We start from the raw sequence: 24,834 nt of genomic DNA, 5'->3' as shown, positions 1-24,834 counted from the left end.
ATTTACTGTTGCTTCTTTTTTTGTACCAATATTTGCTTATTCTTAATGGTTAAATCATTATTTAATGTATATAAAATGGGTTCCCCATTTGGCACTTCAACGCCATCAATATCTGAATCCGATATAGCTTCTAAATACTTAATCAGCGCTCTCAGCGTACTACCATGCGCAACAATCAACTGATTCTTACCTTGTCGTAATTCTGGCGCAATAACGTCTTGCCAGTACGGTAAAATACGTTCAAATGCCATTTTTAAACTTTCAGCAGTTGGCAACTTATTTCCAAGTTGTTGTTTGTAACGTCTATCACTATCCGGGGCATCTAACTTTGGCGGCACCGCGGTGTAACTTCTTCGCCATTGTGCCACCTGATTTCTACCATAAATACGTTTAGTATCATCTTTATTCAAGCCACGTAATGCGCCATAATGACGTTCATTTAACCGCCAGTTCTTTTGTATTGGGACCCAAAGTTGATTGGCCTCTTCCATGATGATATTACTAGTTATGATGGCACGTTTTAAGACAGACGTGTGGACCTGAGAGAAACAAATACCGGTATCACGAATGATGGTCCCCGCAATTTCAGCTTCTTTCATTCCGGCAGTGGTTAAAGGAACGTCAGACCAACCCGTATACTCATTATTTTGATTTGCCAAACTTTCACCATGTCTGACCATGACCACTTCAACCATTATTCAAACCTTCTTTACTCTTCATTAGTACCCATTATAACAAAAAAGACTTAAAACAACATCGTTGTCTTAAGTCTTTCAAAGTTTATTTTACTCGGCCAGCGAAATCTGGTTTCCAGTAAGCACTCATTGTGCTAATTTTAACATTTTGTCCTTCAGTTGGTGCTTCAGCAAATTGGCTTCCACCTAAGTAGATGGCAACATGGTATGATGAACCTTTTGAACCCCAGAAAAGTAAGTCTCCTGGTTGTGCTTGTGAAACTGATTCATAAGAAACTTGTCCTTCTTGAGCTACAGTGTATCCACCAATTGATTTTCCAGCAGCATGTGCGTAGACATAGCTAGTAAATCCGGAACAATCAAAACCACTTAATGATTTTCCACCCCATACATATGGGATGCTCTTTGTTGTCAATGATCTTGCTAAAGCAGTAATACTACTTGTATCAAGACTTGAAGAAGCTACAGAACTTGATGATGTATTTGATGTTTTCTTGCTTGATGTATCAGCGCTTGAGTTGTTGGCACTTGGAGCACTAGCAACACTTGAGTCTGATGTTTCTTTATTACTTGTTGCGTCTGAATTTGATGAACTTGCTGCTTCAGTTGCTTTTGCTGCTGCCGCATCTGCTGCTGCTGCATCATTTTTATCGTTTGCTGCTTTTGTATCAGCTGCTGCTTTTTCTGCCGCTTTTTCTGCTGCCTTTGCGTCATCAATTGAAGATTGTGCGTCTGATTTTTTTGTATCAATTTGTGCTTTTAATGTATTGGCACTTGCTTGTTTAACGGCCAATTCAGCTTGTTTATTTGTATATTCTTTAACTGTTTTTTCTTGAGCAATTGCTTTTTTATCTAATTCAACTTTATCAGCCTTAACTTCAGCCTTATCAACTTTTTGTTGTTTAGCAGCTTTTTGACCGGCACCAACTAATGTTGTAACTGTTCCAACACGTTTAAATGCGTCAACAACACTTTTTGAATCCGAAACAAATTCAACCATGCTTGATGTATTACCATTTACTTGTAAAGCACGTGTTTGATCAGATAATTGTGAATCTCTTTGTGTGATTTCAACATTTAATCGGCTGATTTTTTTACCTAATTTGTATTGATCTGATTCAAGTTTTGCGGCATCATCCTTGGCACTTTTCACTTCTGCCTTTGTTGAATCAATTTCATCATTAATTGTTGCTAATTTTGCAGTTACTTCTGTACTTTTACTATTTAACTTAGTAATTGTACTTGTTAAATCAGTGATACTATCTGAAGCGTTAGCTTGTTCTGCAACTGCAGTCATCCCGATAAGCGTTGCAGTCATCATCATTACTTTAGCGATTTTATTATTAATTTTCAAAAGACACTCTCCTAATTAATTCCCATTTAATTTTATATCTATTTATTTAATTTCAATTATCCGTTTTTCTTAACTTGAATAGAATAGCACGGTTCTTCGGTACATACCATTACGATTCCTTTACATTCGAATTCAATTGACACCATTTAATTTCAGTCATATTACATGAGTGTTACAAAACGCATTTTAATCATATTTTAACGTTTCTATTGCTTGCTACATAAGCATTCATCAATTTCGATCAAAATGACAAAATCGTAATACAATTAGTCATTTTTTACTGATACAACAACGATTTTATTTTAAAATTTCAGTTAATTATTTAATAATACCGTAAGAAAAATGCTTTTTTGTTCTTTTCTGCTCCTTTTATCGTATAATCACTTTAATTAACGAAATGAAAGGTAATAAGTGACTATGTCTAAAAATAATGATTTCGGAATGCCATCTCCGATTAATGGTAGCTCTCAAAATAAAAAAAATAAACATCCAATATTATGGGGATTATTAATCTTTCTTCTATTAGGAATTGGATCTGGTGGCGTGTACGCCTACTCCGTATTCACACATACTGAGAAGACGGTCGCAAAAACTTATAAAGATACAAATGCGACTAAGTTACGCAATGTTTCTAGCGTTTTAAGTCAAAAGAAACCCTTTTCTATTTTACTAATGGGTACAGATACTGGCGCACTTGGCAGAAGCGATATGGGTAGGACGGATACAATGATTATCGCAACTGTTAATCCTTCAACGAAAAAAACGACTTTAACAAGTATTCCTCGTGATACTCAAGTTAAAATCGACGGTAGCGGAGAAGACTCTTCAAAAATAAATAGCGCCTACACGTATGGTGGTAAAGATGGTGCAACATTAGCAGTTAACACTGTTCAAAATTTATTAGATGTTCCGATTGATTTCTACATGCTAATTAATATGGGCGGTTTGGAACAAATTGTCGATGCCGTTGATGGCGTTGATGTCAAACCTTTACTGACATTTGATCTTGAAGGAACGCATTACAAAAAAGGTCAGAAAATTCACTTAACCGGTAAACAAGCATTAGCTTACACGAGAATGCGTCACTCAGATCCAATGGGCGATTACGGCCGCCAAAAACGTCAAAAACAAATTATTACGGCAATCGCCGGAAAAGCAACGTCAGTAAACTCACTCGCAAATTACAAACAATTATTAAAAACAATTGACGGTAATATGATAACTGATCTTAGTTTCAACGATATGATTACGGTTGAAACTAACTATGGTTCTGCTTCGGAATCAATTAAATCTGATCTTTTACAAGGAACTAGCACGGCTGTGGAAGGACTTTCCTATGAAGTCCCAACTTCAGATGAGAAAAAACGTGTTTCAAATGCGATTCGCTCCGAGTTAGGTTTAAAAGAATCCACACAAGACTTCACCAGTCTAGAACAACAACTTTCAAAATAAAAAAATAAGTTAAACCCAATTAAATCTGAGTTTAACTTATTTTTTTTACCATTTTTCCAGAAAAGTTTGGTATTTCATTTCCCTTTGTTCGATTAGTTCGTCAACCGAATTAATGGCCAGCTTTTCAATTAATTCAGTTAAATTTTTATCCATCGACCCTATTGTCGTTGCTTGATTAGTTTCTGGCAATACGACATCAACTAGACCAATTTCAAAAAGTTCAGAGGCAGTCATCGGCAAACTTGTTTCAATTTCATTCGAATTTGATTTCTTCAAGATAGCATTAACCGCTTCCGGAGAGGCAACTGAAAACAAACTATTCTCAACCATCATAATGGCATTCGCGTTAGCTAGTGCCAATGCGCCTCCGCTCTGACCTTCGCCTAAAAAGATAGCAATATTTGGCACTTTTAAAGCACCCATTTTTAAAATCATTTCAGAAATAACATAACTCTGACCGGTTTGTTCAGATTTAACGCTGGCATCCGCGCCTGGCATATTAATTAGCGTAACTACGGGCCGTTTAAATTTTTCAGCTTCATTTAACAAACGCATTGCTTTTCGATAACCGCTTGGTTTCACGGCACCAAAATTATAAATTAGGCGTTCCTCCAGGGTTTCTCCACGATTAATACCAATAATAGTAACTGGTCGATTATGAAAGAGTCCGATACCGCCTGTAATAGATGCATCTTCTTCACCAACCCTATCACCATGATTTTCGAAGAATTCATCAAATAGATTGGTAATAATTAATTTGGTACTCAATCTATCATTAGATCGAACGTTTTTTAAAAAATTTGAGTCCATTTCGTCTCTCCTCATGCATGTAATGTTAGCAATTGACTAATTACCTGTTTAAGATTCTTTCGATCAATAACCTGGTCAACAAATCCATTACTATACAGACCTTCTGCCGTTTGAAAATCAACGGGCAGTCTCTCATTCGTAGTTTTTTTAATCACTCTTTCACCGGCAAAACCAATTTTAGCCTGTTTTTCTGCCAACACAATATCATTATTTAATGCAAAACTTGCACTAACCCCACCCATTGTTGGATCTGTCAATAAAGACATCACTAATAGACCCGCATCGTCCAATTTTTGTTTCATATACAAAATTGAATTCATTTGTAACAAGGAGTAGATGCCTTCTTGCATTCTTGCGCCACCAGACGCAGTAACAATCACAAACGGTAACTTTTTTTCTAACGCTACTTTCATCCCCGCTTTGATTCTAGCTCCGGCTGTCGTATTCAAAGATCCCATCATAAAAAAGCTATCCATGACAGCTAAAACTAACGCTTGTTTATTAATCGTGGCTATCCCCACCACTACTGCTTCATCAGACGTTGTTGCACTTTTAGCGCGTTCTAATTTTTCAGTGTAACCAGGAAATTCGGCTTTATTTTGGGTTTGATTTGGTACATTAATGACTTCAAAACTATACTCATCCGCTAGAATAGCGATTCTTTCCATAGCAGTCAGTCGTTTATAAGATTGGCAATTTGGACAAATGAAATAAGGAGCCCATTGACTTTCGTGTAAATGCGCACCGCATTTCCGACATTTTTGCCATTGATTTGTCTCTGGATAATGACTCATTTAACCTACCACCTTTAAATTTTGCTATCAATTGAAATCGTATTCTCCATAAATTCTTGTGAACTAACAATTGTTTTTAGTTGCATCAGATTCGTCTCAATACCGGAAACATGGATGGCTTCCAAAGCCTTTTTCATTTTTATAATAGCTAATTTTCTTGTTTCCGCGTGACAAATTATTTTTGCTAATAAGCCATCGTAATAAGCAGAGATTTTATCCCCAACACGGTACCCCGTTTCAACTCGAATATTCGTGGGGAAATCAAACTGCGTAATCTCATTGGTTACACACGGACTCAAGGTTAATCGACATTCAATCGCATGTCCGTTCATCATTACGTCAGCATTCGTCACGTCTTTACCATCAGCTACTAGTAATTGTTGTTGCACAACATCCATCTTAACGGTCTCTTCTGTCACGCCATGTTCTACTTGTAATCGCGTATTCATTTCTAAAAAGTAAAATTTATTTTCAGCAAATAAAAATTCTATAGTCCCTAATCCAACATAGTGTTGATTTTCTATTAACTGACGTGTGTATTTATAAAGTTGACTTCGTTGTTCATCCGTCAGCACAGTTGATGGGCTTTCTTCTATTACTTTTTGTCGATGATTTTGTAGACTACAGTCTCGATCACCCAGTACCTGAACGTGTTGCCCATCGCCTAAAATTTGGACCTCAATATGTCGCGCATGTACTAATTTTTTTTCAAGATAAAAACTACCTGCGGCAAAAGAAGACTTCGCCTCTTGCTGAACAATTTCGGCACCTAATAATAAATCAGCTTCTTGTTTAATTGCTCTAATGCCTTTACCACCGCCACCGTGAGCCGCTTTGATCAACAATGGAAACCCAATTTCTTTCGCCTGCATAATCAGTTCATCATCAAAGGTAATCAAATCGGAACCAGGAATAACGGGTACCCCTTGTTCGATTGCCAACAGCCGCGATTTATCTTTATCTGCTAGTTGACGGATTAACCCAGATTCCGGGCCAATAAAAGTAATCCCACACTCGGCACACATTTCTGCAAATTGAGCATCCTCAGATAAGAATCCATAACCTGGATGGATTGCATCAACATTTAAATTTAAGGCCGCCATTAACAAACTTTCACGGTTTAAATATGATTTTTTTGCCGGTGCCGACCCAATACAAATTTTTTCGTTAGCAAGTTCAACAAATCGACTTTGCGCGTCGACCGTTGAGTATACGGCAACCGTTTGTATCTTTAACTTCTGGCAAGCACGAATAATTCGTTCAGCAACCTCACCACGATTTGCAATTAAAATTTTTTGAAACAACTGACTCACCTATCCGTCTATTCTAATTTTAAATAATTCTTGATCAAATTCAACCAATTCACCATCATCGACTAGCTGCTCTAACACAGTACCCGTTACCGGAGATTGGATATCATTATATAATTTCATGCTTTCAATTTGAGCAATGACTTGTTTTTTTATGATTTGAGTCCCGACCGCTCCTGATTGATCAAAATGAATCAACCCAACAAGCGGACTTTTAACAACAAAAATAGCTTCATCTACATTTGATTGTTCAGTTGTCGACGCCACGATTTCTTCATTTTTTTGTCCTTGGTCCACAACTATCTCAATATCACCGTCTTTAATTTCAACATGAGAAAATGGCATCGTTGCAATTTTATCTAATAATTGACTTATCTCATTAAATTTCATAGATTCACATACCTGCCTTATATTTTTATTAGTAGACTACCATAGGCTAAACCAGCACCAAATCCAGTTAACAGAACCGTTCCACCCGTAAATCCTTGTTCCAGGGCCTCATTGAGAGCCATTGGAATACCAGCTGAAGAAGTATTTCCGTGATGCGTGACACTCGTTGCAAATTTTTCAATAGGCATTTCTAGCTCTTCAGCAATTTTTTCAATAATTCGTAAATTGGCTTGATGACACACCACAAAATCAATGTCAGATGTTTGCAAATTATTGTCTGCCAATATTTGTTTCATTTGAACGGGAACAACTGTCGTAGCAAACTCAAAAACGTCTCGTCCTTCTTGGAAGAAGGCATCCATCGTTGGATAATTGTCGCCATTTATATCGCTTAATGGCGTAATCCGACCACTATGAATCACTTCTTTTTTAAGACCATTTGTTTCAATTTTCTCCGCAATAAAGCTTTCATCAGTTGAATCATTAGAGGCTTCGATCAAGGCCCCACCAGCACCATCTCCAAAGAATACGGCACTCGTTCGGTCCTTAAAATCCATCATTTTTGAATTAACTTCGGCACTAATCACGATTGCCCTTTGGTACTGTCCCGTGCGTAAAAACTTCTCCGCAGTGCTCATCGCAAATATAAACCCGGCACAAGCCGCGCTGATATCAAACGCAAATGCGTTTGTTGCCTTAATATTTCCTTGAACAATTGCGGCCGTTGATGGCGTTAATGCATCCGGCGAAATCGTTGAAACAATAATTAAATCAATATCTGACGCTTTATATCCAGACTTACGTAAAAGTTCATTTGCCACTTTTGTACTTAAATCTGACGTATTTTCATTAATGGCATAATGTCGCGTCTTAATACCCGTATGTGACACTATCCATTCGTCAGATGTAGGCATAAATGAAGCCAATTCATCATTCGTTACTAGTCGTTCTGGTACAAAATGAGCCATATTTTTTATTTTGATATACTTATTCAATTTAACTATTCTCCCAATCGTTAAGTTTAATTCCCTATATTTTATCAATAATTACAACATTAAGACACAAAATTAATTAACGCTTAATAATTCTTTAACCTCATAATACGCTACCATGGTCGTTATTCATTAAAAAAAGCACTAAACCCTATTGCAACAAGGTTAAGCGCTTTTCGATAAATCTATTATGCGAGTAAATGGATTCGAACCATCACGGGATATTATCCCACCAGATCCTTAGTCTGACGCGTCTGCCAATTCCGCCATACTCGCAAGAACAATCATAATTGTAGCAAAAATTGTCCCCCGTTACAAGTCACATTTAAAAAAAATTAGTTTTTAAGTAAAATTAACTGTCCACGACACTTTGAACAAACATAACGTGATAAGTTAATTTTTCGTTGTCGCTGGTAATCTTGTCCACAATTTGAACACTGATAGTGTATGACCTTTTTCTTTTTGATTACCTTAGGACTAGCTGGCGCAAACCGACTACCACCAACCGCTGCCAATAATTGTTTAAAATCTTGATGCCGATGTTGATAACCTTTATTTGAAAGATGCAAATGGTAATGACACAACTCATGCTTAATCACACCGATTAAAACGTCTTGCCCATGTTCTGTTAACATTTTTGGATTAATTTCAATGTTGTGATTACTCAACAAATAGCGACCACCAGTTGTTCGTAGCCTACTGTTAAAGGTTGCCTCATGTTTAAATGGTTGATTAAACAAAGCTGTGGATAAGTTTTTCACAAGTGCTGTTAACTCAAAATCAGTCATGTTACTTATCCGCTGGTCGTTTCATTGTTAGTTGTACACGATGTCGGTTTAGATCAACCTCCATTACCCAAACTGTCACAATATCGCCAACTGCAACGACTTCACTCGGTTTTTTAACAAACTTATCCGTTAATTGAGAAATGTGGACAAGTCCATCTTGCTTAACACCAATATCCACAAATGCACCAAAATCAATCACATTTCGAACAGTTCCTTGTAAGGACATCCCTGGTTTTAAATCTTCAATCGTTAAAACGTCATGACGGAGCAATGGCGCTGGCATGTCATCACGTAAATCGCGTCCCGGTTTTTGAAGACTTGTTAATATATCTGAAATAGTTTCAACACCACTGTCCACAACCTGTGCTAAACTATCCGCATTTGCATGCGCCAATTGGTCATTTGTCTCCGCTTGCCCGAGTTCCGTCACCTTTATCCCCAATTCTTTCAACAAAAGTTTCGTTAGTGGATAACTTTCGGGATGAATATCCGTATTATCTAAAATGTTATCCCCAGAAACAATACGCAAGAATCCAATAGCCTGCTCATATGCCTTAGGTCCTAAGCGAGGAACCTTTTTAAGTTGTTGACGCTTCGTAAACTTACCGTTCTCATCACGATACGTAACAACATTCTTAGCAATTGTTAAATTTAATCCAGAGATTTTTGTTAATAACTCTGAACTAGCTGTGTTTAAGTTAACGCCAACATTGTTTACGGCATTTTCAATCACAACGTCTAATTGCGCATCCAATTTCTTTTCAGCAACGTCATGTTGATATTGACCAACACCAACAGATTTAGGATCTATTTTAATTAACTCAGCTAGTGGATCTTGCAGGCGCCGACCAATACTGATAGCTGAACGTTCTTCAACATGTAATTCTGGAAATTCGTCACGTGCGGCTTGACTGGCTGAATAAACCGATGCACCAGCTTCATTGACGATTACATAAAAAATAGGACGTTCAATTTCTTTTAGAATATCTGAAACAAATTGTTCAGATTCACGACTTGCCGTTCCATTACCAATCGCAATCATCTCAACTTGATATTGATCAAGGAACTTTTTAAATTGTCCAGCAGCGGCGGCACGTTTTTCACCACTTGCCGGTTTATGTGGATAAATCACCAATTTATCTAGGAACTTACCTGTTCCATCCACAATCGCTAACTTACATCCCGTTCGATAAGCTGGGTCAAAGCCTAAAACTATTTTTCCTTTAAGGGGTGCTTGCATAAGCAGGTGATATAAATTATCTCCGAACACATTAATTGCTTGTTCTTCAGCAACTTCTGTCATGCCTTTACGAATTTCACGCTCAATTGCTGGTTTAATAAATCGTTTGTAACTATCTCGATAGGCATCCTCTATGAAAGAAACGGCATCACCGGTATTTTTACCGATAATTCTAAAATGCATAAACGTCATAATCGTTGCTTCTGGTACTACTACGCTTGCCTTCAAAATACCTTCTTTTTCACCACGGTTTATTGCTAACACCCGATGCGGCACCACTGATTTCAATGACTCACTAAACTCGTAGTAGTCTCGATAAATCTCTTTTTCATCTTTTTCTTCAGACTTAACTTTAGCTTCAAAAAGACCGTCTTTTTGCGTTGCCTTTCGAATCCATTCTCGGTATTCAGCACTTTCGCCAAATGCTTCGGCTAATATTTCATGGGCACCCGCAAAGACATCTTCTTCGTTCATAATTGCTTCATCAGTATTCACAAAGGTTGCTGCCTTTTGCTCAATTTCAGTCGATGCTTGAGGAAATGTTAACAACCATTTGGCAAATGGTTCCAATCCAGCTTCCTTAGCAATTGTTGCTTTAGTCCGACGTTTTTGTTTAAAAGGTAAATAATAATCTTCAACTTGCTGTAATTTTTGTGCAGCATTTATTTTATTCTTTAAAGCGTCCGTCAAATTACCTTGCTCATCGATTGTGTGGATAACTTCTGCCTTGCGTTTTTCTAAACTTTCCACATGTTTATAAGTTGACTCAATTTCACGAATTTGGACTTCATCTAAACTTTCTGTTCTTTCTTTTCGATATCGTGAAATAAATGGCACAGTATTTCCTTCATCTAACATCGCTAAAACAGCGTTAACTTGTTTTTCCTTATACTGCTTTAACTCTTTTAATACAATTGGCATAATTGCCTTTTCCATAATAATAACCTCAATTCGAGTATTTTTTGTTCATAAAAAAGAGACTAATAATAGGCGTCAGTACAACCATTCCTAAAATTAATCTCTTTAATTAATGCTAACCTAAAATTTGTTGCATAATTCTTTGCATCATATCAGTTGTTTGTGTCATTCCCTGGTCTTGCTTTTCTTCTGATGCTCTAAATGCATCAACTTCAACTAGGTGTTTTTCTACATTAATACTATTGGTCATGTCGTCACAACCTTCAACGAAAGTCCGGTAACCACTCACCAATTTTTTATGCTTCCCTAAAACGGGGATTGGAACTTGCAAATCATCTAACTTACTTAAGTTTTCTTGATAATTTGCTGTACCTTCAACAAATTTTTCTTTGGTCGTGGTAAATTCATCATCCGAAACAATCGAAAAATCATTTGCAATAATTGCTTTTTCCATTATTTCGTAATGATCATTTAGTGAATTACCCATCTCTTCAGTTGCTTGAGCAACATCATTTAACGCATTAATATAAAAATTTACATTGATTCTTTTTTTCAAAGTATAAACTTCCTTTTATTTATTTTTTCCGAATAATCGTTGAATAAATTTCACAATTTCAACAATTACGACGATTGAGAATGAGCCCGCTAAAACGATTCCCCATTGGTAAATATCCAAATGGCTAACATGGAACATTTTATTTAATCCGGGGATTAAAATAGTTGCTGCAAGCAACGCAAATGATGCCAAGATTGACCAGTTAAATGTTACGTTTTTGAAGATATTACGGTTAAAGATTGACCCATGAATCGATTTCACGTTGAACGCATGGAATAACTGAATTAATCCTAATGTTGCAAAAGCCATTGTTAAAGCATCTGCATGAATTAATTTATCACCCATATGAACAGGATACGTTAAAGCTAACCAATAAACAAATAATGTTATGGCACCTTCTAAAATACCCTGATAGATAATACTTGGCATTACACCACCAGAGAAGAAGTTTGATTTACGTCCACGTGGCTTGTGACTCATTAATCCTTTTTCAGCGGGTTCTACACCCAATGCAATTGCGGGGAACGTATCTGTCACCAAGTTAATCCACAAAATATGCACAGGTGCCAGAATACTCCAACCCATCATCGTCATGACGAATAAAGTTAAAACCTCACCCAAGTTAGCAGAAAGTAAATATTGAATAGATTTTTGAATATTAGAAAAGACCTTACGACCTTCTTTAACAGCAAAAACAATTGTCGCAAAATTATCGTCGGCAAGAACCATATCTGAAGCACCCTTAGATACTTCTGTTCCGGTAATACCCATTCCAATTCCAATATCTGCTGATTTTAGGGCTGGCGCATCATTCACACCATCACCGGTCATAGCAACAACTTGATTCTTTTTCTGCCATGCTTTAACAATTCGAACTTTATGTTCGGGTGATACTCGCGCATAAACAGAGTATTGTTCAACCTTATTTTCAAATTCTGCGTCCGACAAATCATCTAACTCAGAACCAGAAATAATCGCTTCGTGTTGCCCTGCTTCAACAATTCCCAATCGAACAGCAATTGCTTCAGCAGTATCACGGTGATCACCAGTAATCATCAATGGACGAATTCCAGCTTTCTTTGCTTCATGAACTGCAGCGGCTGCCTCTGGTCTTTCTGGATCAATCATCCCAACCAATCCGGCAAAAATCAGATCATTTTCTACGGTTTCTGAATCTAAAGTTTCAGGAATAGCATCTATTTGACGATAAGCAAATGCTAACACACGTAATGCCTGTGTTGCCATATCATGGTTATTTGCCATAATATGGTCTAATTGTGCATCAGTCATTGCTTTAATTTCGCCATTTTCAATATAACGTGTAACACGTTTCAATAATTGATCGGGCGCACCTTTAACTGCAACAAAGAATGTATCATCAGTATTCTTTTGAATAGTTGACATTAATTTACGTTCTGAATCAAATGGCACTTCAGCGACACGAGGTTCTTTAGCTAATAGCTCCGTCACATTTAAACCATGGTCTAAATGGTACTGAATTAAAGCTGTTTCCGTTGGATCACCAATTAACTCGCCCTCAGATGTCTGTTTCGTATCATTACTAAATGACATGACTTGATATAACGGATTATCTAAATTAGTCTCTACCTTATCGGCATCAACTAACTCATTATTAATAAATAGCTTTTCAACAGTCATTTGATTTAACGTTAATGTTCCCGTCTTATCTGATGCAATGATATCCGTACTACCCAATGTTTCAACTGCTGGTAATTTTCTAACAATTGCATTACGTTTAGCCATTTTTTGTGTACCAAGCGCTAAAATAATGGTCACAATCGCTGGTAATCCTTCTGGAATAGCAGCAACGGCTAATGAGATTGCAATCAGTAACATATCGATAACACTGTTATCTCCGTTTTGTAACCCAACGAAAAAGACAATAACAGCAATGATTAAAATTAAAATCGTTAACGTTTTACCTAGTTGATTTAAATTTTCTTGTAATGGTGTTTTCATTTCATCAGCGGAGTTAAGCATACCGGCAATTCGTCCAACCTCAGTATCCATTCCCGTGCCAACGACAATTCCCTCGCCACGACCATAAGTAACATTACTGTTCATAAAGGCCATATTGTGGCGATCGCCAATCCCGGCATCTTCATCTTCTAACAGAAGCAAACTTTTATCAACAGGCACCGATTCACCCGTTAGTGCAGATTCTTCAATTTTAAGTGATGCAATCTGTGTTAATCGTAAATCTGCCGGAATAACATCGCCAGCTTCAAGCAACACAATGTCTCCCGGTACTAGGTGCTCACTTTTTACAATTTCGATTTGACCATTTCGTTTGACATTTGCATTAGGTGTAGACATCTCTTTTAATGCATTAATTGCCTCTTCGGCCTTTGACTCTTGGAAAACACCGAATACAGCATTCAATACCACAACTAACATGATGATAATTGCGTCTACTACTTCTCCTGATGAAGCCGCAATTAAAGCCGCAACAATTAAGACAATAATCATGAAATCTTTGAATTGATCAAAGAATTTTTGAATCATTGACTTGCTCTTGCCCTCAGATAGTTGGTTTAGTCCATACTTTTCTGTTCGTTCCGTTACTTCTTGGGTCGTTAGTCCTTCCAGATCTGTCTTTTGATCTGCCAGAACATCTTCAACTGATTGTGCATAAATCCTTTTTGCCATAGTGATCCTCCTTATAATAGTTTCGCAATATACAAAAAAAGACTTATGTATGTTGCGGAACTTTGAACATACATAAGTCTCACTATTTAAGGCAATACCAGAAAAAGAACTTTCTTGTTGGTGACATTGCCGCGGTTAAACCGCTAGTTACTCCCCTATGATTTCTTTAAGTATAACTGAAATGAAACGCGTAACGCAACTATTTACTTCCAAAAAGAATCATAAAAAGTAATTGGTAAGTGGCGTTTGTGTTCCGTCTTTAAATACCAATTTTCAATCTTATTACTAACTTCTTTCGAAACAGTCTTACCCTCAAGATAATCATCAATATTATCATAAGTTACGCCCAATGCGACCTCATCAGGTAGTGCTGGACGATCTTCTTCCAAATCGGCCGTAGGTACTTTCAAATACAAATGTTCAGGTGCCTCTAGCAAGGTCAGCATTGATCGACCTTGACGCTTGTTCAATCGCCAAAGTGGTGTGATATCTGCCCCACCGTCACCATATTTTGTATAAAATCCAGTAATTGCTTCGGCAGCATGATCCGTTCCAACGACGGCACCAACTTTTGCACCAGCAATTCCGTACTGGGCAATCATTCGTTGGCGAGCCTTCACGTTTCCTTTATTAAAATCAGAAACTTCAAGGTCATTTGCAATCAAGCTTTTTACCATTTCATCAGTAGCACCTTTAATATCGACACGTGCCACTTGGTCCGCTTGCATAAATTTAATGGCGTCCAATGCGTCAGACTCATCAGCTTGATTTCCATATGGTAAGCGGACTGCAATAAATTGATAATCCGTATTGCCAGTTTCTTCACGTAATTCCTTGATTGCCTGCTGTGCTAGATATCCGGCAAGTGTTGAATCTTGTCCACCAGAAATTCCCAAAACCAAAGATTTTAAAAATGGGTATTTCAGTAGGTAAGCTTTCATGAAATCGATACTAATTCGAATTTCTTCTGCGGGATCTATACTTGATTTTACTTTTAACGTTTCGATAATTTGTTTTTGTAAGTCAGTCAAAATTAACCCACCCTCATTTACTTAATGTTATTCATATTATTTCTAATTTCTTGAATAATAGACATTTTATTATCATAAGCTTTTTGCGATAAATCAACGGGATAGTCTTGCGGATTCAATTCGCGTTTATATTCTTCCCATAATCCTTCCAACTGAATTCTTGAGTATTCTCTAATCTCATCTAACTCAGGTTGATCATAGACCAGTTCGCCTCCAACAAAAATATCTTGTAAAATTGGACGCGCATTGTAATTTGTTACCAACTTATTGATATACGTATATTGTTGATGGAACATATAAAGTGATTCTTGTTTTTGAGGTGTTTCATCCCACAATGCGATGTAATCCCCTTCAGTCTTACCATCAGCCTTATTCGTAATGCGCCAAACTTGTTTCTTGCCGGGCGTCGATACTTTTTCAGCATTGTTACTTAATTTAATGGTATCAACCATTTTTCCGTCTCCACCTTCAATAGCGACCATCTTATAGACGGCACCTAAGGCAGGCTGATCATAAGCCGTAATTAATTTTGTGCCAACACCCCAAACATCAATCTTAGCACCTTGCATTTTTAAGTTAGTAATTGTTTTTTCATCTAAATCGTTTGAAGCATAGATTTTAGCCTCCGTAAAACCGGCTTCATCTAATTGTTCACGAACCCGTTTAGAGATGTACGCCATATCGCCACTATCAATCCGCACGCCCATAAAGTTAATCTTATCGCCTAACTCTTTGGCAACTTTAATTGCGCTAGGAACGCCACTTTTTAAGGTGTCGTATGTATCCACTAAAAAGACACAATTACGATGCGTTGTCCCATAAGCCATAAAGGCATCATAGTCATCCCTGTAAGCCTGAACTAACGAATGAGCGTGTGTTCCACTAATAGGAATACCGAAAATCTTACCAGCTCGAACGTTACTCGTCGCATCAAATCCACCGATGTACGCTGCACGTGTACCCCAGATAGCAGCGTCAAATTCTTGTGCACGTCTAGTCCCGAATTCTAATACGCCATCATTTCCAGCAACGGCTTTAATCCGGGCCGATTTTGTTGCAATTAATGTTTGATAGTTGATAATATTCAATAGCGCCGTTTCAACTAACTGACAGTCTGCTAGAGGGCCTTCAACTTGTAAAATAGGTTCTCCGTTAAAAACAACTTCACCTTCAACAGCAGCACGAATTGTACCACGAAAATGAAAATCTTTTAAATAAGCAAGAAAATCATCTGGATATTCTGCCACTTCTCTTAAGTACGCGATATCTGTCTCTGAAAATTTTAAATTTTGAATATAATTAATCGCTCGTTCTAAACCAGCAAAAATTGCGTAACCGTTGGAAAATGGTAGATTCCTAAAGAAAACCTCAAATACAGCATTTTTATTATGAATGTTTTTTTGCCAATACGTTTGAATCATATTGATTTGGTAAGCGTCCGTATGTAAAGTATAACTATCATCTGGGTAATTTTTTACCATGATGTTTCTCCTTTAAAATGAATGCATTACTAGAAAGGTTTTCCAGCACACAAATTATAATTTACATTTTACCATTTTTTCGGCAATTCGTCATATTCAGCTCTCATTTTCAATTTATCTTCTGCTATAATGAATCAAAGTCCATAAAGTGAGGATAATTTTATGTCAAATAATTTTAAAAAAACAACTATTTTAGATATTGAGTTTATTAATACAACCAACGCTAACTTTTTAGCACAAATCAAATCTGATTCATTAGCTCGTAAAAATCGATTTATTGTGACGGCAAATCCAGAAATTGTTTTATTTGCGAGACAACATTTGGATTACAAAAAAATCCTCTCGCAGGCCGACTATGTTACGCCAGATGGTATTGGCATTATTAAAGGTGGCGCCATCTTAGGAACGCCGCTCCCTGAACGAATAACTGGTTTTGATACCTTAACAAGCCTACTTGAATGGGCTAATAGTCATCACAAATCAATCTATTTGGTGGGGGCAGCAGAACCCGTTATCCAAAAAGTCGTGACTAAAATGGATACGGATTACCCAAATATCAATTTAGTAGGCTTTCATAACGGCTATTTCAAGGACGATCACGAAATTGTTGCCAAAATAAAGGCTACACAGCCCGATTTCGTCTTTGTTGCAACGGGGTTTCCTAACCAAGAAGCATTTATTCAACGGAATCGCCATGTATCTGATAGTATTTGGATGGGCGTCGGTGGTAGTTTTGATGTTCTAGCTGGTAACGTCAACCGTGCGCCTCAATTTTGGCAAGATCACCATGTCGAATGGCTGTACCGACTCTTCCAAGAGCCTACCCGTTTTATTAGAATGTTAGCCATCCCACATTATTTATTTTTAATATATAAAGAAAAATTTTCAAGACGCAAAAAAAAGAACTGAGAAATTAATTTTCTCGGTTCTTTTTTACGTACTTTGATATTACCAAACAAAAATACCAACCATACCAGCTGATAACAATGATACTAAAATACCTGATAATAACATGTAACCAACGTTTCTTGCGATAACATCATTTTTTTCTTTATTTACAATTCCCTTGAAACAACCGATAATCATGCCGATTGTTGAGAAGTTTGCAAACGACGTTACAAAGACAGTTAATACTGCTTTGTAATGTGGTGCGAATGAGTTAATCGTACTTGATACTTGACCCATGACAACAAATTCGTTTGTAACTAATTTTGTTCCCATGTAACGTGCTAATTCAAACGCGTCTGAAGGATTGAAGCCCATTAACCAAGCAAATGGGAACATGATAACCCCTAAAATATTTTCAAGTGATAAGTTTGGATTAGCTAATCCAAGAATATTATCAATCAAGGCTGCTAAAGCTACGAAGGCAATAACATTTGCGGCAATAATTAAAACTAATTTTCCAGCGCCCAAAATCGAATCACCTAAGAAAGCGAAGAATGGTTCTTTTTTACCATCTGATTCAGAAACTTCTAAATCATTTGAATTACTACCAGTCATTTCAGCAATAGTATCTTCTTCAGCAGTTACTTTCACTGGATTTAAGATACTCGTTATGATTATGGCATTAATAATATTGATTGGAATAGCTGTCAATATATATTGACCTGGCATCATTGTTGTATAGGCACCAATAATTGAGGCCGTCACACAACTCATTGACATCATTGCCAACGTTAAGTTTCGTTCGGATTTCATTAATTTTAATTGTAAACTTGAAACGGCAAGCGCTTCTGTATTTCCTAAAAACATCATCTCTACTGCGAAAAATGATTCAAATTTTGGTTGACCAGTTATTTTTGATAAACCGCGGCCAATCCATTTGATGATCCATGGCAAAATGCCGATGTACGTTAAAATATCAAATAACGGTACAATCATAATAACGGGCAACAAGACACTCATAAAGAACCCTAATTCAGTTACTTTAGGCATAGCTGGCACCATAAATTGAATACCCTGATATGCAGCGCTCATTAACCAGTTAAACCCATTAGCGGCACCTTCCACCATATTACGTCCTAGTGAGAATTCTGTTAAGAACCAAGCCAAAAATAAATTAATAACAACCATAATTGCAATTGAGCGCCAGTTTATTTCTCTTTTTTTCTTGGAAAACGCTAATGCAACTAAAATAAAAATGGCAACACCTAAAATATTAACTAATAAATACATATAGATTAAAACTCCTTCAAATAATTTATTTTTGCTCCTAAAATAATATAGCCTTATCTTAATTTGATGTCAATCGAACAAAATTCCCTCAAAAAAATTACTCTATCTCATCCACTGATACGGTTGAGATAGAGCAATTAATATTTTTTTGAACTTTATTTTTCTAGATAAAATTCGAAACGATTCCCTACATATTGTGTCCGAACATATTCAAATGGTTCCCCGTTCTTTAAAAAACTAACTTGACGAAGTCTTAAAATGGCTTCACCACGCTTGATTGAGAGGTACTCAGCTATGTTTTCAGCGGCAGACATTGCAGACACCGTCTGTTGTGCCCCACCTAACGTCAATTCAGCTTTTTCTTCCAACGTACGGTACAAAGAACTCGTGATTTCAGTTTTACTATATCCATCAACTAATTTATTAGGGACTGTTGCAACTTCAAAACAAATTGGTAACCCGTCAGCATAACGAATTCGTTCCATTCGTAAAACGAGCTCACCATCACTTAATTGTAATTTTTCAATTTCACTTAATGAAGGCGTTGTAACATGGTATGTTATGGTCTTACTTGAAGCAACCTTACCTTGTTCAGCCATTAAATCAGTAAAACTTGTAACACCAGACATTTTTTCTTGCACCTTTTTACGGGCAACGTACGTTCCATCACCTACATGACGTTCCAAAATACCCTCATCAACTAAGGTTTGAATCGCCTGCCTGAGTGTCATTCTACTGACACCAAATACAACGGCTAGCTCGCGCTCTGCCGGAATGCGATTGCCAACTTCCCATTCACCAGATTCGATTGTTTTTTTCATATCATTGTGAATTTGAATATATATGGGAGATCCCATCAGCAATTACCACCCTAAACTTTTATTAAAATTTGCGTCCTAAACTATATGTGCTTTCTAATTTCAAGTCAGCATCAAATAAATTCATATCGGCATCTTTTCCAATTTCAATTGCACCTTTTGACGTCAAATTAAATTCTCTAGCTTGATTGACAGAAGTCATTAATACAGCTTCTTCAATACCACAACCAGTGAACTTCATAATATTTCTAAATGCATCTTGGAATTGTAAAACTGATCCAGCAAGGTTACCAGATTCCAATCTTGCTTGCTTGTCTTTAACAATAACTTTTTGTCCACCAAGTTCGCTCAAACCTTCAGGCATCCCCTTGGCACGCATTGAATCCGTAATTAATTCAATACGTTCTGGACCTTTTAAATCGTATGCTAATTTAATCATATCAGGTACGATATGGAAACCATCAGCAATAATTTCCGTATAAATATTGTCTTCTAAAAATGCATGTCCAGTTACACCTGGTTCACGATGCTTAAATTCACGTTGAGCATTGTATAAATGCGTTACATGACTTGCACGTGAATGTTTCATTTCTTCACGCGTAGCGTTACTATGACCTACTGAAGGTACGATATTATTTTCAATACAGTATTTTTCAAATTCAGGAGATGTTTTATGTTCTGGCGCATAAGTAACTAGTTTAATCATATGACCAGATAATTCATTCCATTTATCAAATAATTTTGTATCTGGTGCTTCAATGTACTCTTCAGGCTGTGCGCCCTTGAAAACAGGTGAAATAAATGGTCCTTCAAGATGAATACCTCGAATAACAGGATTCATCTCAGCTGCTTTTTTAATAGCAACCATGGCTTTAGCAATATTTTCATGTGATTGTGTCATCGTTGTCGCAAAATAAGTCGTGACACCTTCATGAATCATATCAGTAACCATTTCATTGATTTGGTTGGCATCCCCATCCATTGCGTCAAAACTATAGCCACCATGACTATGAACATCAATAAATCCAGGAACGAGAACTTGTCCATCAACGTCTCTCACTTCATCAGTTGCCAAAGCTCTATAATCGCTCATTGGCCCCATTGCACTAATTTGTTTATCAAATCGAATATATGCATCTTCAATTTTTTCTGAACCCGTATAGATTACAGCATGTTTTAAAACAATACTCATTTTATCCGCCATCCCTTCAATTTATACACTTAGTATAATCGGTATAGACCAAAAATACAAGGTTCTATCAAAATTTAGTTTTGATCTTTAGCTATCGTTGCATCAACTGCTTTGATAATTGAATTCATGAACCCAGCTTCTTCCATCGCAAGTAATCCGGCAACAGTGGTACCACCTGGAGACGAAACCTCATCAATCAATTTCCAAGGCACGTCATTAGTAGACAATACCTTCTTGGCACTCCCTAACACGGCTTGAGCGGCAATCTTAGTTGCCTCATCCTTTGCTAAACCATATTTAACCCCAGCTCGGGCAAGTGTATCAATAAATAAGTAGATAAAAGCAGGTGAACTCCCAGCGAGAGCAACAAACGTACTGAAATCATGTTCGGCAACTTGCATCGTTTCTCCAATGGTGTCAAATAAATCAGTCCCCTGTTTCATTTGTTTTTCCGTTAAAGCATCATTTCCAACTAATGCAGTCATACTTTCAGATACGGTTGCATTAACATTTGGCATTGTTCTTAAAATGCTGACTGATTGATTATCCAGCTCTGTTTCAATTTCGGAGATTGAAACACCCGATACGATTGAAACGAGCACAGGTGTATGCTGCCTTACTGAACTTTTAATTTCCGCTAAAACCTTCGCCAATACAATTGGTTTAACAGCAAGAAAAACAATATCTGCTTCACTAACCACTTGATCATTACTATCTAACGCTGTAAGCCCATTTTCCTTCGCATAAGGCTCATAACTAGTCTTTCTCGCACTATGAACTAATATTTCTTTTGCTGTCACAAAATCTGCCTTGATTAAACCCTCAATTATCGCGCGAGCCATATTACCAGCCCCAATAAATCCAATTTTCATAATTTCCCCATTTCATACACCATATTTAAATTCTATCCCCATCATACCGCAAAAAAATTTAAAGTTACAAGTAAAACAAAAAAGCAGATACCTAAGTATCTGCTTTTTAACTAGTTGGGTTAGATGGATTCGAACCATCGCATGACAGGATCAAAACCTGTTGCCTTACCGCTTGGCTATAACCCAATATTATAAAATGGTGGAAGAGAGTGGATTCGAACCACCGAACCCGAAGGAGCGGATTTACAGTCCGCCGCGTTTAGCCTCTTCGCTACTCTTCCATATCAGCTTTATCCGACTTAATTATCATACAAAAAAATGAAACAAATATCAAGCTTTTTTTTCATTTATTTTAAATTAATTATTTGTAACGCAAATTTCCACTCTTCCATGAACGTATTTTTTGTCCATTCGTTATATTTTTTTTGGCCGTACCCCACTGGTTTCATGTAATACGTCGTCTCATGTATCTGAACTGGATTGTGTTTAACGTGCAAATGTCCAAATAAAACTTTTTCAACTTTATAACTCTCTAATAAACTTCCCATCTTCTGACTACCCAACATGCCATTTACAACATTCCAGAAGCGATTATCATCATTTACCCTAATATATGAAAGACTAGGCACAAAATGAGTCATAAATAAAATTTTCTTATTTAATTTTTTGCCCTCACTTATTAATTTATCAGTTTGCTTTAAACTTAAATTGAATCGCTCTACATCTGACATAGGTTGAACAATTTTTCTATCAATCCAATAATTCATTTTCCAACGCAGCATTTCCTCATCAGACCGTTTCAGCTGTTTTGAGTAACTATAGTCATACCATCCGTTATTTCCAACAAGTCGCCATTGCGTGCCAGGAATATCAATATATCGGTTATGAAGGTACGACTCGTTTGAAAGAGTCTCTAATGTATCAAACGTTACATTTTTTACCATATCGTGGTTACCCGCAATAAACAATACAACAACTCGGTTATTCAAGATTTTTTTTAAATCGCTAATATATTTCAACGTTTCGTCGAAGTCATTGAATAAATCACCAGCGATCAAATAATAATCAACATTCATTGAGAGCAAGTATGCTGCCTGTTGATCAATAATCTCATTTACATTTACTTTATTTACATCAAAATGATTATCACTACTCGTTGCAATAATTGTCATGTTTTCCTCCTCAAAAAAAGATATGCTAATTAAAATTAACATATCTTTTAAGAAAAATCTATTTAATTGACGCCTTCCATCAGCTTATGAATTTTAGGAATGAAGAAACTTAACATAATACCGAAGGCTACAGTTATACCACCGACAACTGCAAAATACATTGATTCTGTTCCGGGTGTATATAAACGAACGATTTGTGAATTTAACGCCTGAGCAACGGCATCACTTAAGAACCACACACTCATCATTTGCGACTGGAAGCTCTTAGGCGCTAGTTTAGTTGTAATTGAGAGTCCAACTGGAGAGACCAAAACCTCACCAAGCATAACCATCATCCAACTAACAACTAACCATAAGGGTCCAACTTTAGTATCTGTTCCAAAAAGAACTCCTGGTAACATCATCCAAAGGAATGAAGCACCTGCAAACATTAAACCAATTGAAAATTTAGCAGGCGAACTAGGTTGTTTTGATCCTAATTTAACCCATAACCAAGCAAAAATTGGTACGTAGATTAAAATAAACATTGGATTCATACTTTGGAAGAAACTAGCCGGAAAAGAAATTCCAAAAGCACTTAATTCTGTTCTAGTTGAAGCAAACATTGCTAAAACGACGGATCCTTGTTCTTCAATTGACCAGAATAAGATACTAGCAATAAATAAAGGAATATATGCCGTAAGTCTTGAACGCTCAACTTTAGACGTTTTTTTACTTGTAAGCATCATAGTAAAGTAATAAACAGGAATAATAACTGCAAGAATTGTAATTAAAAGAATAACATTCGTAATGTTTAATGCTTTAAATAAAAACATAATGATTAAAATTAATGCCAAAGCAATAATACCAACTGATGCCTTTTTCATAATAGATGACAACTCATTAGGTTGAATTGGATCATTAGGATATAAACTATCTTTAGTTAAATATTTTCTTCCATCGAAGTAGTATTGAACTAAACCGAAAAACATACCAATCGCGGCTAGAGAGAACCCAACGTGATAATTGTATTCTTGTCCAACCCATCCAACTAATAACGGTGCAATCAATGCGCCAATATTAATTCCAGATACAAAGATACTAAACCCAGAATCACGTCTTGGATCTTTGCTACTATATAGTCCACCGACCATTTCAGAAACATTAGGTTTTAATAATCCAGTTCCCAATACAATTAGTGCAATTGAGATAAATAACGCAACTGATTTATATGGTGTCGCCAAAACGATATGTCCTATCATTATAAGTATTCCACCAAAGAATACAGTTTTTCTACTGCCCCAGATACGATCACTAACAAATCCACCAATAACACCTGATAAATAAATTAATGAACCATAAATTGACATAATTGACATTGCCGTAGCTTGATCATAACCAAGACCATCTACCTTAGAAATCATATAGTATAAAAGAATTGCTCTCATTCCGTAGTAACTGAATCGTTCCCACATTTCTGTAAAGAATAGTGTTGATAAACCTCTAGGATGACCAAAAAAGGCCGTATCTGTACTTTTATTTTTCATGGACTTCCTCCGATATAAACTAGTATGTATTTTTAATGCATTACACATTATACAATTTTAATATATCAATAGTCAAATCAAATTTTTACTTTTATCTAATCAATTACTACTTGTTTTATCATTTAACACGTTATAAATAAAAAGGAGATTTGTCATTTGACAAATCTCCTTTAATAACGGTCGTAAAATTTCCGGTCCATTCATATTTAGCATGGCAACGTCCTACCCTCGCAGGGGGCGACCCCCAACTACTCTTGGCGCTAAGAAGCTTAACTTCTGTGTTCGACATGGGAACAGGTGTATCCTTCTTGCTATCGCCACCACACTCTTTTTTTGAATAATAACTTTGCAACCATTAAAATGCCGGCTGCAGGAGTCGAACCTGTGACCCTCGGTTTACGATACCGATGCTCTACCAACTGAGCTAAGCCGGCGAAAAAAAATGACCCGTACGGGATTTGAACCCATGTTACCGCCGTGAAAGGGCGGTGTCTTAACCACTTGACCAACGGGTCATAATACATAAAAACGTGTTAATCAGATCGATTAGCACATTTTTAAATTATTTATTAGCATGGCAACGTCCTACCCTCGC

The 24,834-nt window shown here is 36.7% G+C and carries 21 protein-coding genes, 5 tRNA genes and 1 rRNA gene; 2 read left to right on the top strand and 25 right to left on the bottom strand.

What is annotated here, in order from left to right:
• Nucleotides 1–2: 2 nt before the first annotated feature.
• Together FC66_RS04635 and FC66_RS04630 are read right to left on the bottom strand one after the other, a co-directional pair.
• Nucleotides 3–695, bottom strand: a complete 693-nt coding sequence (locus FC66_RS04635; RefSeq protein WP_057974218.1) for a 2,3-bisphosphoglycerate-dependent phosphoglycerate mutase — start codon at nucleotides 693–695, stop codon at nucleotides 3–5.
• Between the two features lie 85 nt (nucleotides 696–780).
• Nucleotides 781–2,049: a C40 family peptidase gene (locus tag FC66_RS04630; RefSeq protein ID WP_057974217.1), complete on the bottom strand. Its 1,269-nt coding sequence runs from the start codon at nucleotides 2,047–2,049 to the stop codon at nucleotides 781–783.
• 417 nt (nucleotides 2,050–2,466) lie between these two features.
• On the opposite strand from FC66_RS04630, the gene FC66_RS04625 reads away from it, so the two are divergent.
• A complete protein-coding gene (locus tag FC66_RS04625) occupies nucleotides 2,467–3,501 on the top strand; it encodes an LCP family glycopolymer transferase (RefSeq protein ID WP_057974216.1) in 1,035 nt (344 codons plus the stop codon).
• A 45-nt stretch (nucleotides 3,502–3,546) separates the two neighbouring features.
• On the opposite strand, the gene accA is transcribed toward FC66_RS04625, so the two are convergent.
• The 12 genes from accA to FC66_RS04565 all read right to left on the bottom strand — a co-directional run bounded on the left by accA (nucleotide 3,547) and on the right by FC66_RS04565 (nucleotide 16,481).
• Complete coding sequence (gene accA, locus FC66_RS04620) at nucleotides 3,547–4,311, bottom strand: carboxyltransferase subunit alpha (RefSeq protein ID WP_083478965.1); 765 nt, start codon at nucleotides 4,309–4,311, stop codon at nucleotides 3,547–3,549.
• Nucleotides 4,312–4,322: 11 nt separating this feature from the next.
• Nucleotides 4,323–5,105, bottom strand: a complete 783-nt coding sequence (locus FC66_RS04615; RefSeq protein ID WP_057974215.1) for an acetyl-CoA carboxylase carboxyltransferase subunit beta — start codon at nucleotides 5,103–5,105, stop codon at nucleotides 4,323–4,325.
• 14 nt (nucleotides 5,106–5,119) lie between these two features.
• A complete protein-coding gene (locus tag FC66_RS04610; RefSeq protein ID WP_057974214.1) occupies nucleotides 5,120–6,409 on the bottom strand; it encodes an acetyl-CoA carboxylase biotin carboxylase subunit in 1,290 nt (429 codons plus the stop codon).
• A gap of 9 nt (nucleotides 6,410–6,418) precedes the next feature.
• On the bottom strand, nucleotides 6,419–6,805 hold the full coding sequence (locus tag FC66_RS04605; RefSeq protein ID WP_057974213.1) for an acetyl-CoA carboxylase biotin carboxyl carrier protein: 387 nt from the start codon (nucleotides 6,803–6,805) through the stop codon (nucleotides 6,419–6,421).
• Between the two features lie 17 nt (nucleotides 6,806–6,822).
• Nucleotides 6,823–7,800, bottom strand: a complete 978-nt coding sequence (locus FC66_RS04600) for a beta-ketoacyl-ACP synthase III (RefSeq protein WP_083478964.1) — start codon at nucleotides 7,798–7,800, stop codon at nucleotides 6,823–6,825.
• Nucleotides 7,801–7,988: 188 nt separating this feature from the next.
• Nucleotides 7,989–8,073, bottom strand: a tRNA-Leu gene (locus tag FC66_RS04595).
• A gap of 59 nt (nucleotides 8,074–8,132) precedes the next feature.
• Nucleotides 8,133–8,585 (bottom strand): SprT family protein, encoded by a 453-nt coding sequence (locus tag FC66_RS04590; RefSeq protein ID WP_057974212.1) that lies wholly within the window; start codon nucleotides 8,583–8,585, stop codon nucleotides 8,133–8,135.
• A gap of 1 nt (nucleotide 8,586) precedes the next feature.
• Entirely contained in the window at nucleotides 8,587–10,761 is a 2,175-nt protein-coding gene (locus FC66_RS04585) for a Tex family protein (protein WP_057974211.1), read from the bottom strand.
• A gap of 97 nt (nucleotides 10,762–10,858) precedes the next feature.
• On the bottom strand, nucleotides 10,859–11,299 hold the full coding sequence (locus FC66_RS04580) for a hypothetical protein (RefSeq protein ID WP_057974210.1): 441 nt from the start codon (nucleotides 11,297–11,299) through the stop codon (nucleotides 10,859–10,861).
• 15 nt (nucleotides 11,300–11,314) lie between these two features.
• Entirely contained in the window at nucleotides 11,315–13,969 is a 2,655-nt protein-coding gene (locus FC66_RS04575; protein ID WP_057974209.1) for a cation-translocating P-type ATPase, read from the bottom strand.
• Between the two features lie 203 nt (nucleotides 13,970–14,172).
• The gene (gene nadE / locus FC66_RS04570; protein ID WP_057974208.1) at nucleotides 14,173–15,000 is read right to left on the bottom strand and encodes an ammonia-dependent NAD(+) synthetase; all 828 of its coding nucleotides are present in this window, start codon (nucleotides 14,998–15,000) and stop codon (nucleotides 14,173–14,175) included.
• A 17-nt stretch (nucleotides 15,001–15,017) separates the two neighbouring features.
• Nucleotides 15,018–16,481, bottom strand: coding sequence for a nicotinate phosphoribosyltransferase (locus tag FC66_RS04565; RefSeq protein ID WP_057974207.1), 1,464 nt, complete (start codon nucleotides 16,479–16,481; stop codon nucleotides 15,018–15,020).
• A gap of 162 nt (nucleotides 16,482–16,643) precedes the next feature.
• Between FC66_RS04565 and FC66_RS04560 the strand changes: the two genes are divergently transcribed.
• On the top strand, nucleotides 16,644–17,390 hold the full coding sequence (locus tag FC66_RS04560) for a WecB/TagA/CpsF family glycosyltransferase (RefSeq protein ID WP_057974206.1): 747 nt from the start codon (nucleotides 16,644–16,646) through the stop codon (nucleotides 17,388–17,390).
• Nucleotides 17,391–17,429: 39 nt separating this feature from the next.
• On the opposite strand, the gene FC66_RS04555 is transcribed toward FC66_RS04560, so the two are convergent.
• The 11 genes from FC66_RS04555 to FC66_RS04505 all read right to left on the bottom strand — a co-directional run bounded on the left by FC66_RS04555 (nucleotide 17,430) and on the right by FC66_RS04505 (nucleotide 24,754).
• Nucleotides 17,430–18,659 carry a NupC/NupG family nucleoside CNT transporter gene (locus FC66_RS04555; protein WP_057974205.1) on the bottom strand — a complete coding sequence of 410 codons (1,230 nt, stop codon included), beginning with the start codon at nucleotides 18,657–18,659 and terminating at the stop codon, nucleotides 17,430–17,432.
• Between the two features lie 155 nt (nucleotides 18,660–18,814).
• Complete coding sequence (locus FC66_RS04550; protein WP_057974204.1) at nucleotides 18,815–19,516, bottom strand: GntR family transcriptional regulator; 702 nt, start codon at nucleotides 19,514–19,516, stop codon at nucleotides 18,815–18,817.
• A 25-nt stretch (nucleotides 19,517–19,541) separates the two neighbouring features.
• Nucleotides 19,542–20,669: an N-acetylglucosamine-6-phosphate deacetylase gene (gene nagA / locus FC66_RS04545; RefSeq protein ID WP_057974203.1), complete on the bottom strand. Its 1,128-nt coding sequence runs from the start codon at nucleotides 20,667–20,669 to the stop codon at nucleotides 19,542–19,544.
• Nucleotides 20,670–20,743: 74 nt separating this feature from the next.
• The gene (proC, locus tag FC66_RS04540; RefSeq protein WP_057974202.1) at nucleotides 20,744–21,541 is read right to left on the bottom strand and encodes a pyrroline-5-carboxylate reductase; all 798 of its coding nucleotides are present in this window, start codon (nucleotides 21,539–21,541) and stop codon (nucleotides 20,744–20,746) included.
• 114 nt (nucleotides 21,542–21,655) lie between these two features.
• A tRNA-Gln gene (locus FC66_RS04535) sits at nucleotides 21,656–21,727 on the bottom strand.
• Between the two features lie 11 nt (nucleotides 21,728–21,738).
• Nucleotides 21,739–21,822: transfer RNA gene (locus tag FC66_RS04530), tRNA-Tyr, on the bottom strand.
• A 66-nt stretch (nucleotides 21,823–21,888) separates the two neighbouring features.
• Nucleotides 21,889–22,713 carry a metallophosphoesterase gene (locus FC66_RS04525; RefSeq protein ID WP_057974201.1) on the bottom strand — a complete coding sequence of 275 codons (825 nt, stop codon included), beginning with the start codon at nucleotides 22,711–22,713 and terminating at the stop codon, nucleotides 21,889–21,891.
• Nucleotides 22,714–22,775: 62 nt separating this feature from the next.
• Complete coding sequence (locus FC66_RS04520; RefSeq protein WP_057974200.1) at nucleotides 22,776–24,239, bottom strand: peptide MFS transporter; 1,464 nt, start codon at nucleotides 24,237–24,239, stop codon at nucleotides 22,776–22,778.
• A gap of 209 nt (nucleotides 24,240–24,448) precedes the next feature.
• Nucleotides 24,449–24,564 (bottom strand): 5S ribosomal RNA (gene rrf / locus FC66_RS04515).
• A 36-nt stretch (nucleotides 24,565–24,600) separates the two neighbouring features.
• Nucleotides 24,601–24,673: transfer RNA gene (locus FC66_RS04510), tRNA-Thr, on the bottom strand.
• 9 nt (nucleotides 24,674–24,682) lie between these two features.
• A tRNA-Glu gene (locus tag FC66_RS04505) sits at nucleotides 24,683–24,754 on the bottom strand.
• Nucleotides 24,755–24,834 lie beyond the last annotated feature (80 nt).

Source organism: Dellaglioa algida DSM 15638, assembly GCF_001434695.1.
Classification (GTDB): Bacteria; Bacillota; Bacilli; order Lactobacillales; family Lactobacillaceae; genus Dellaglioa; species Dellaglioa algida.
This window is presented reverse-complemented; position numbering and strand designations above follow the sequence as displayed.

Bases quoted from the DNA above. Each gene is read 5' to 3' on its own strand.
- FC66_RS04635 (WP_057974218.1), bottom strand. From the start codon at position 695: ATGGTTGAAGTGGTCATGGTCAGACATGGTGAAAGTTTGGCAAATCAA.
- FC66_RS04625 (WP_057974216.1), top strand. From the start codon at position 2,467: ATGTCTAAAAATAATGATTTCGGAATGCCATCTCCGATTAATGGTAGC.
- accA (WP_083478965.1), bottom strand. From the start codon at position 4,311: ATGGACTCAAATTTTTTAAAAAACGTTCGATCTAATGATAGATTGAGT.
- FC66_RS04615 (WP_057974215.1), bottom strand. From the start codon at position 5,105: ATGAGTCATTATCCAGAGACAAATCAATGGCAAAAATGTCGGAAATGC.
- FC66_RS04605 (WP_057974213.1), bottom strand. From the start codon at position 6,805: ATGAAATTTAATGAGATAAGTCAATTATTAGATAAAATTGCAACGATG.
- FC66_RS04590 (WP_057974212.1), bottom strand. From the start codon at position 8,585: ATGACTGATTTTGAGTTAACAGCACTTGTGAAAAACTTATCCACAGCT.
- FC66_RS04585 (WP_057974211.1), bottom strand. From the start codon at position 10,761: ATGGAAAAGGCAATTATGCCAATTGTATTAAAAGAGTTAAAGCAGTAT.
- FC66_RS04575 (WP_057974209.1), bottom strand. From the start codon at position 13,969: ATGGCAAAAAGGATTTATGCACAATCAGTTGAAGATGTTCTGGCAGAT.
- FC66_RS04565 (WP_057974207.1), bottom strand. From the start codon at position 16,481: ATGGTAAAAAATTACCCAGATGATAGTTATACTTTACATACGGACGCT.
- FC66_RS04560 (WP_057974206.1), top strand. From the start codon at position 16,644: ATGTCAAATAATTTTAAAAAAACAACTATTTTAGATATTGAGTTTATT.
- FC66_RS04555 (WP_057974205.1), bottom strand. From the start codon at position 18,659: ATGTATTTATTAGTTAATATTTTAGGTGTTGCCATTTTTATTTTAGTT.
- FC66_RS04550 (WP_057974204.1), bottom strand. From the start codon at position 19,516: ATGGGATCTCCCATATATATTCAAATTCACAATGATATGAAAAAAACA.
- nagA (WP_057974203.1), bottom strand. From the start codon at position 20,669: ATGAGTATTGTTTTAAAACATGCTGTAATCTATACGGGTTCAGAAAAA.
- proC (WP_057974202.1), bottom strand. From the start codon at position 21,541: ATGAAAATTGGATTTATTGGGGCTGGTAATATGGCTCGCGCGATAATT.
- FC66_RS04525 (WP_057974201.1), bottom strand. From the start codon at position 22,713: ATGACAATTATTGCAACGAGTAGTGATAATCATTTTGATGTAAATAAA.
- FC66_RS04520 (WP_057974200.1), bottom strand. From the start codon at position 24,239: ATGAAAAATAAAAGTACAGATACGGCCTTTTTTGGTCATCCTAGAGGT.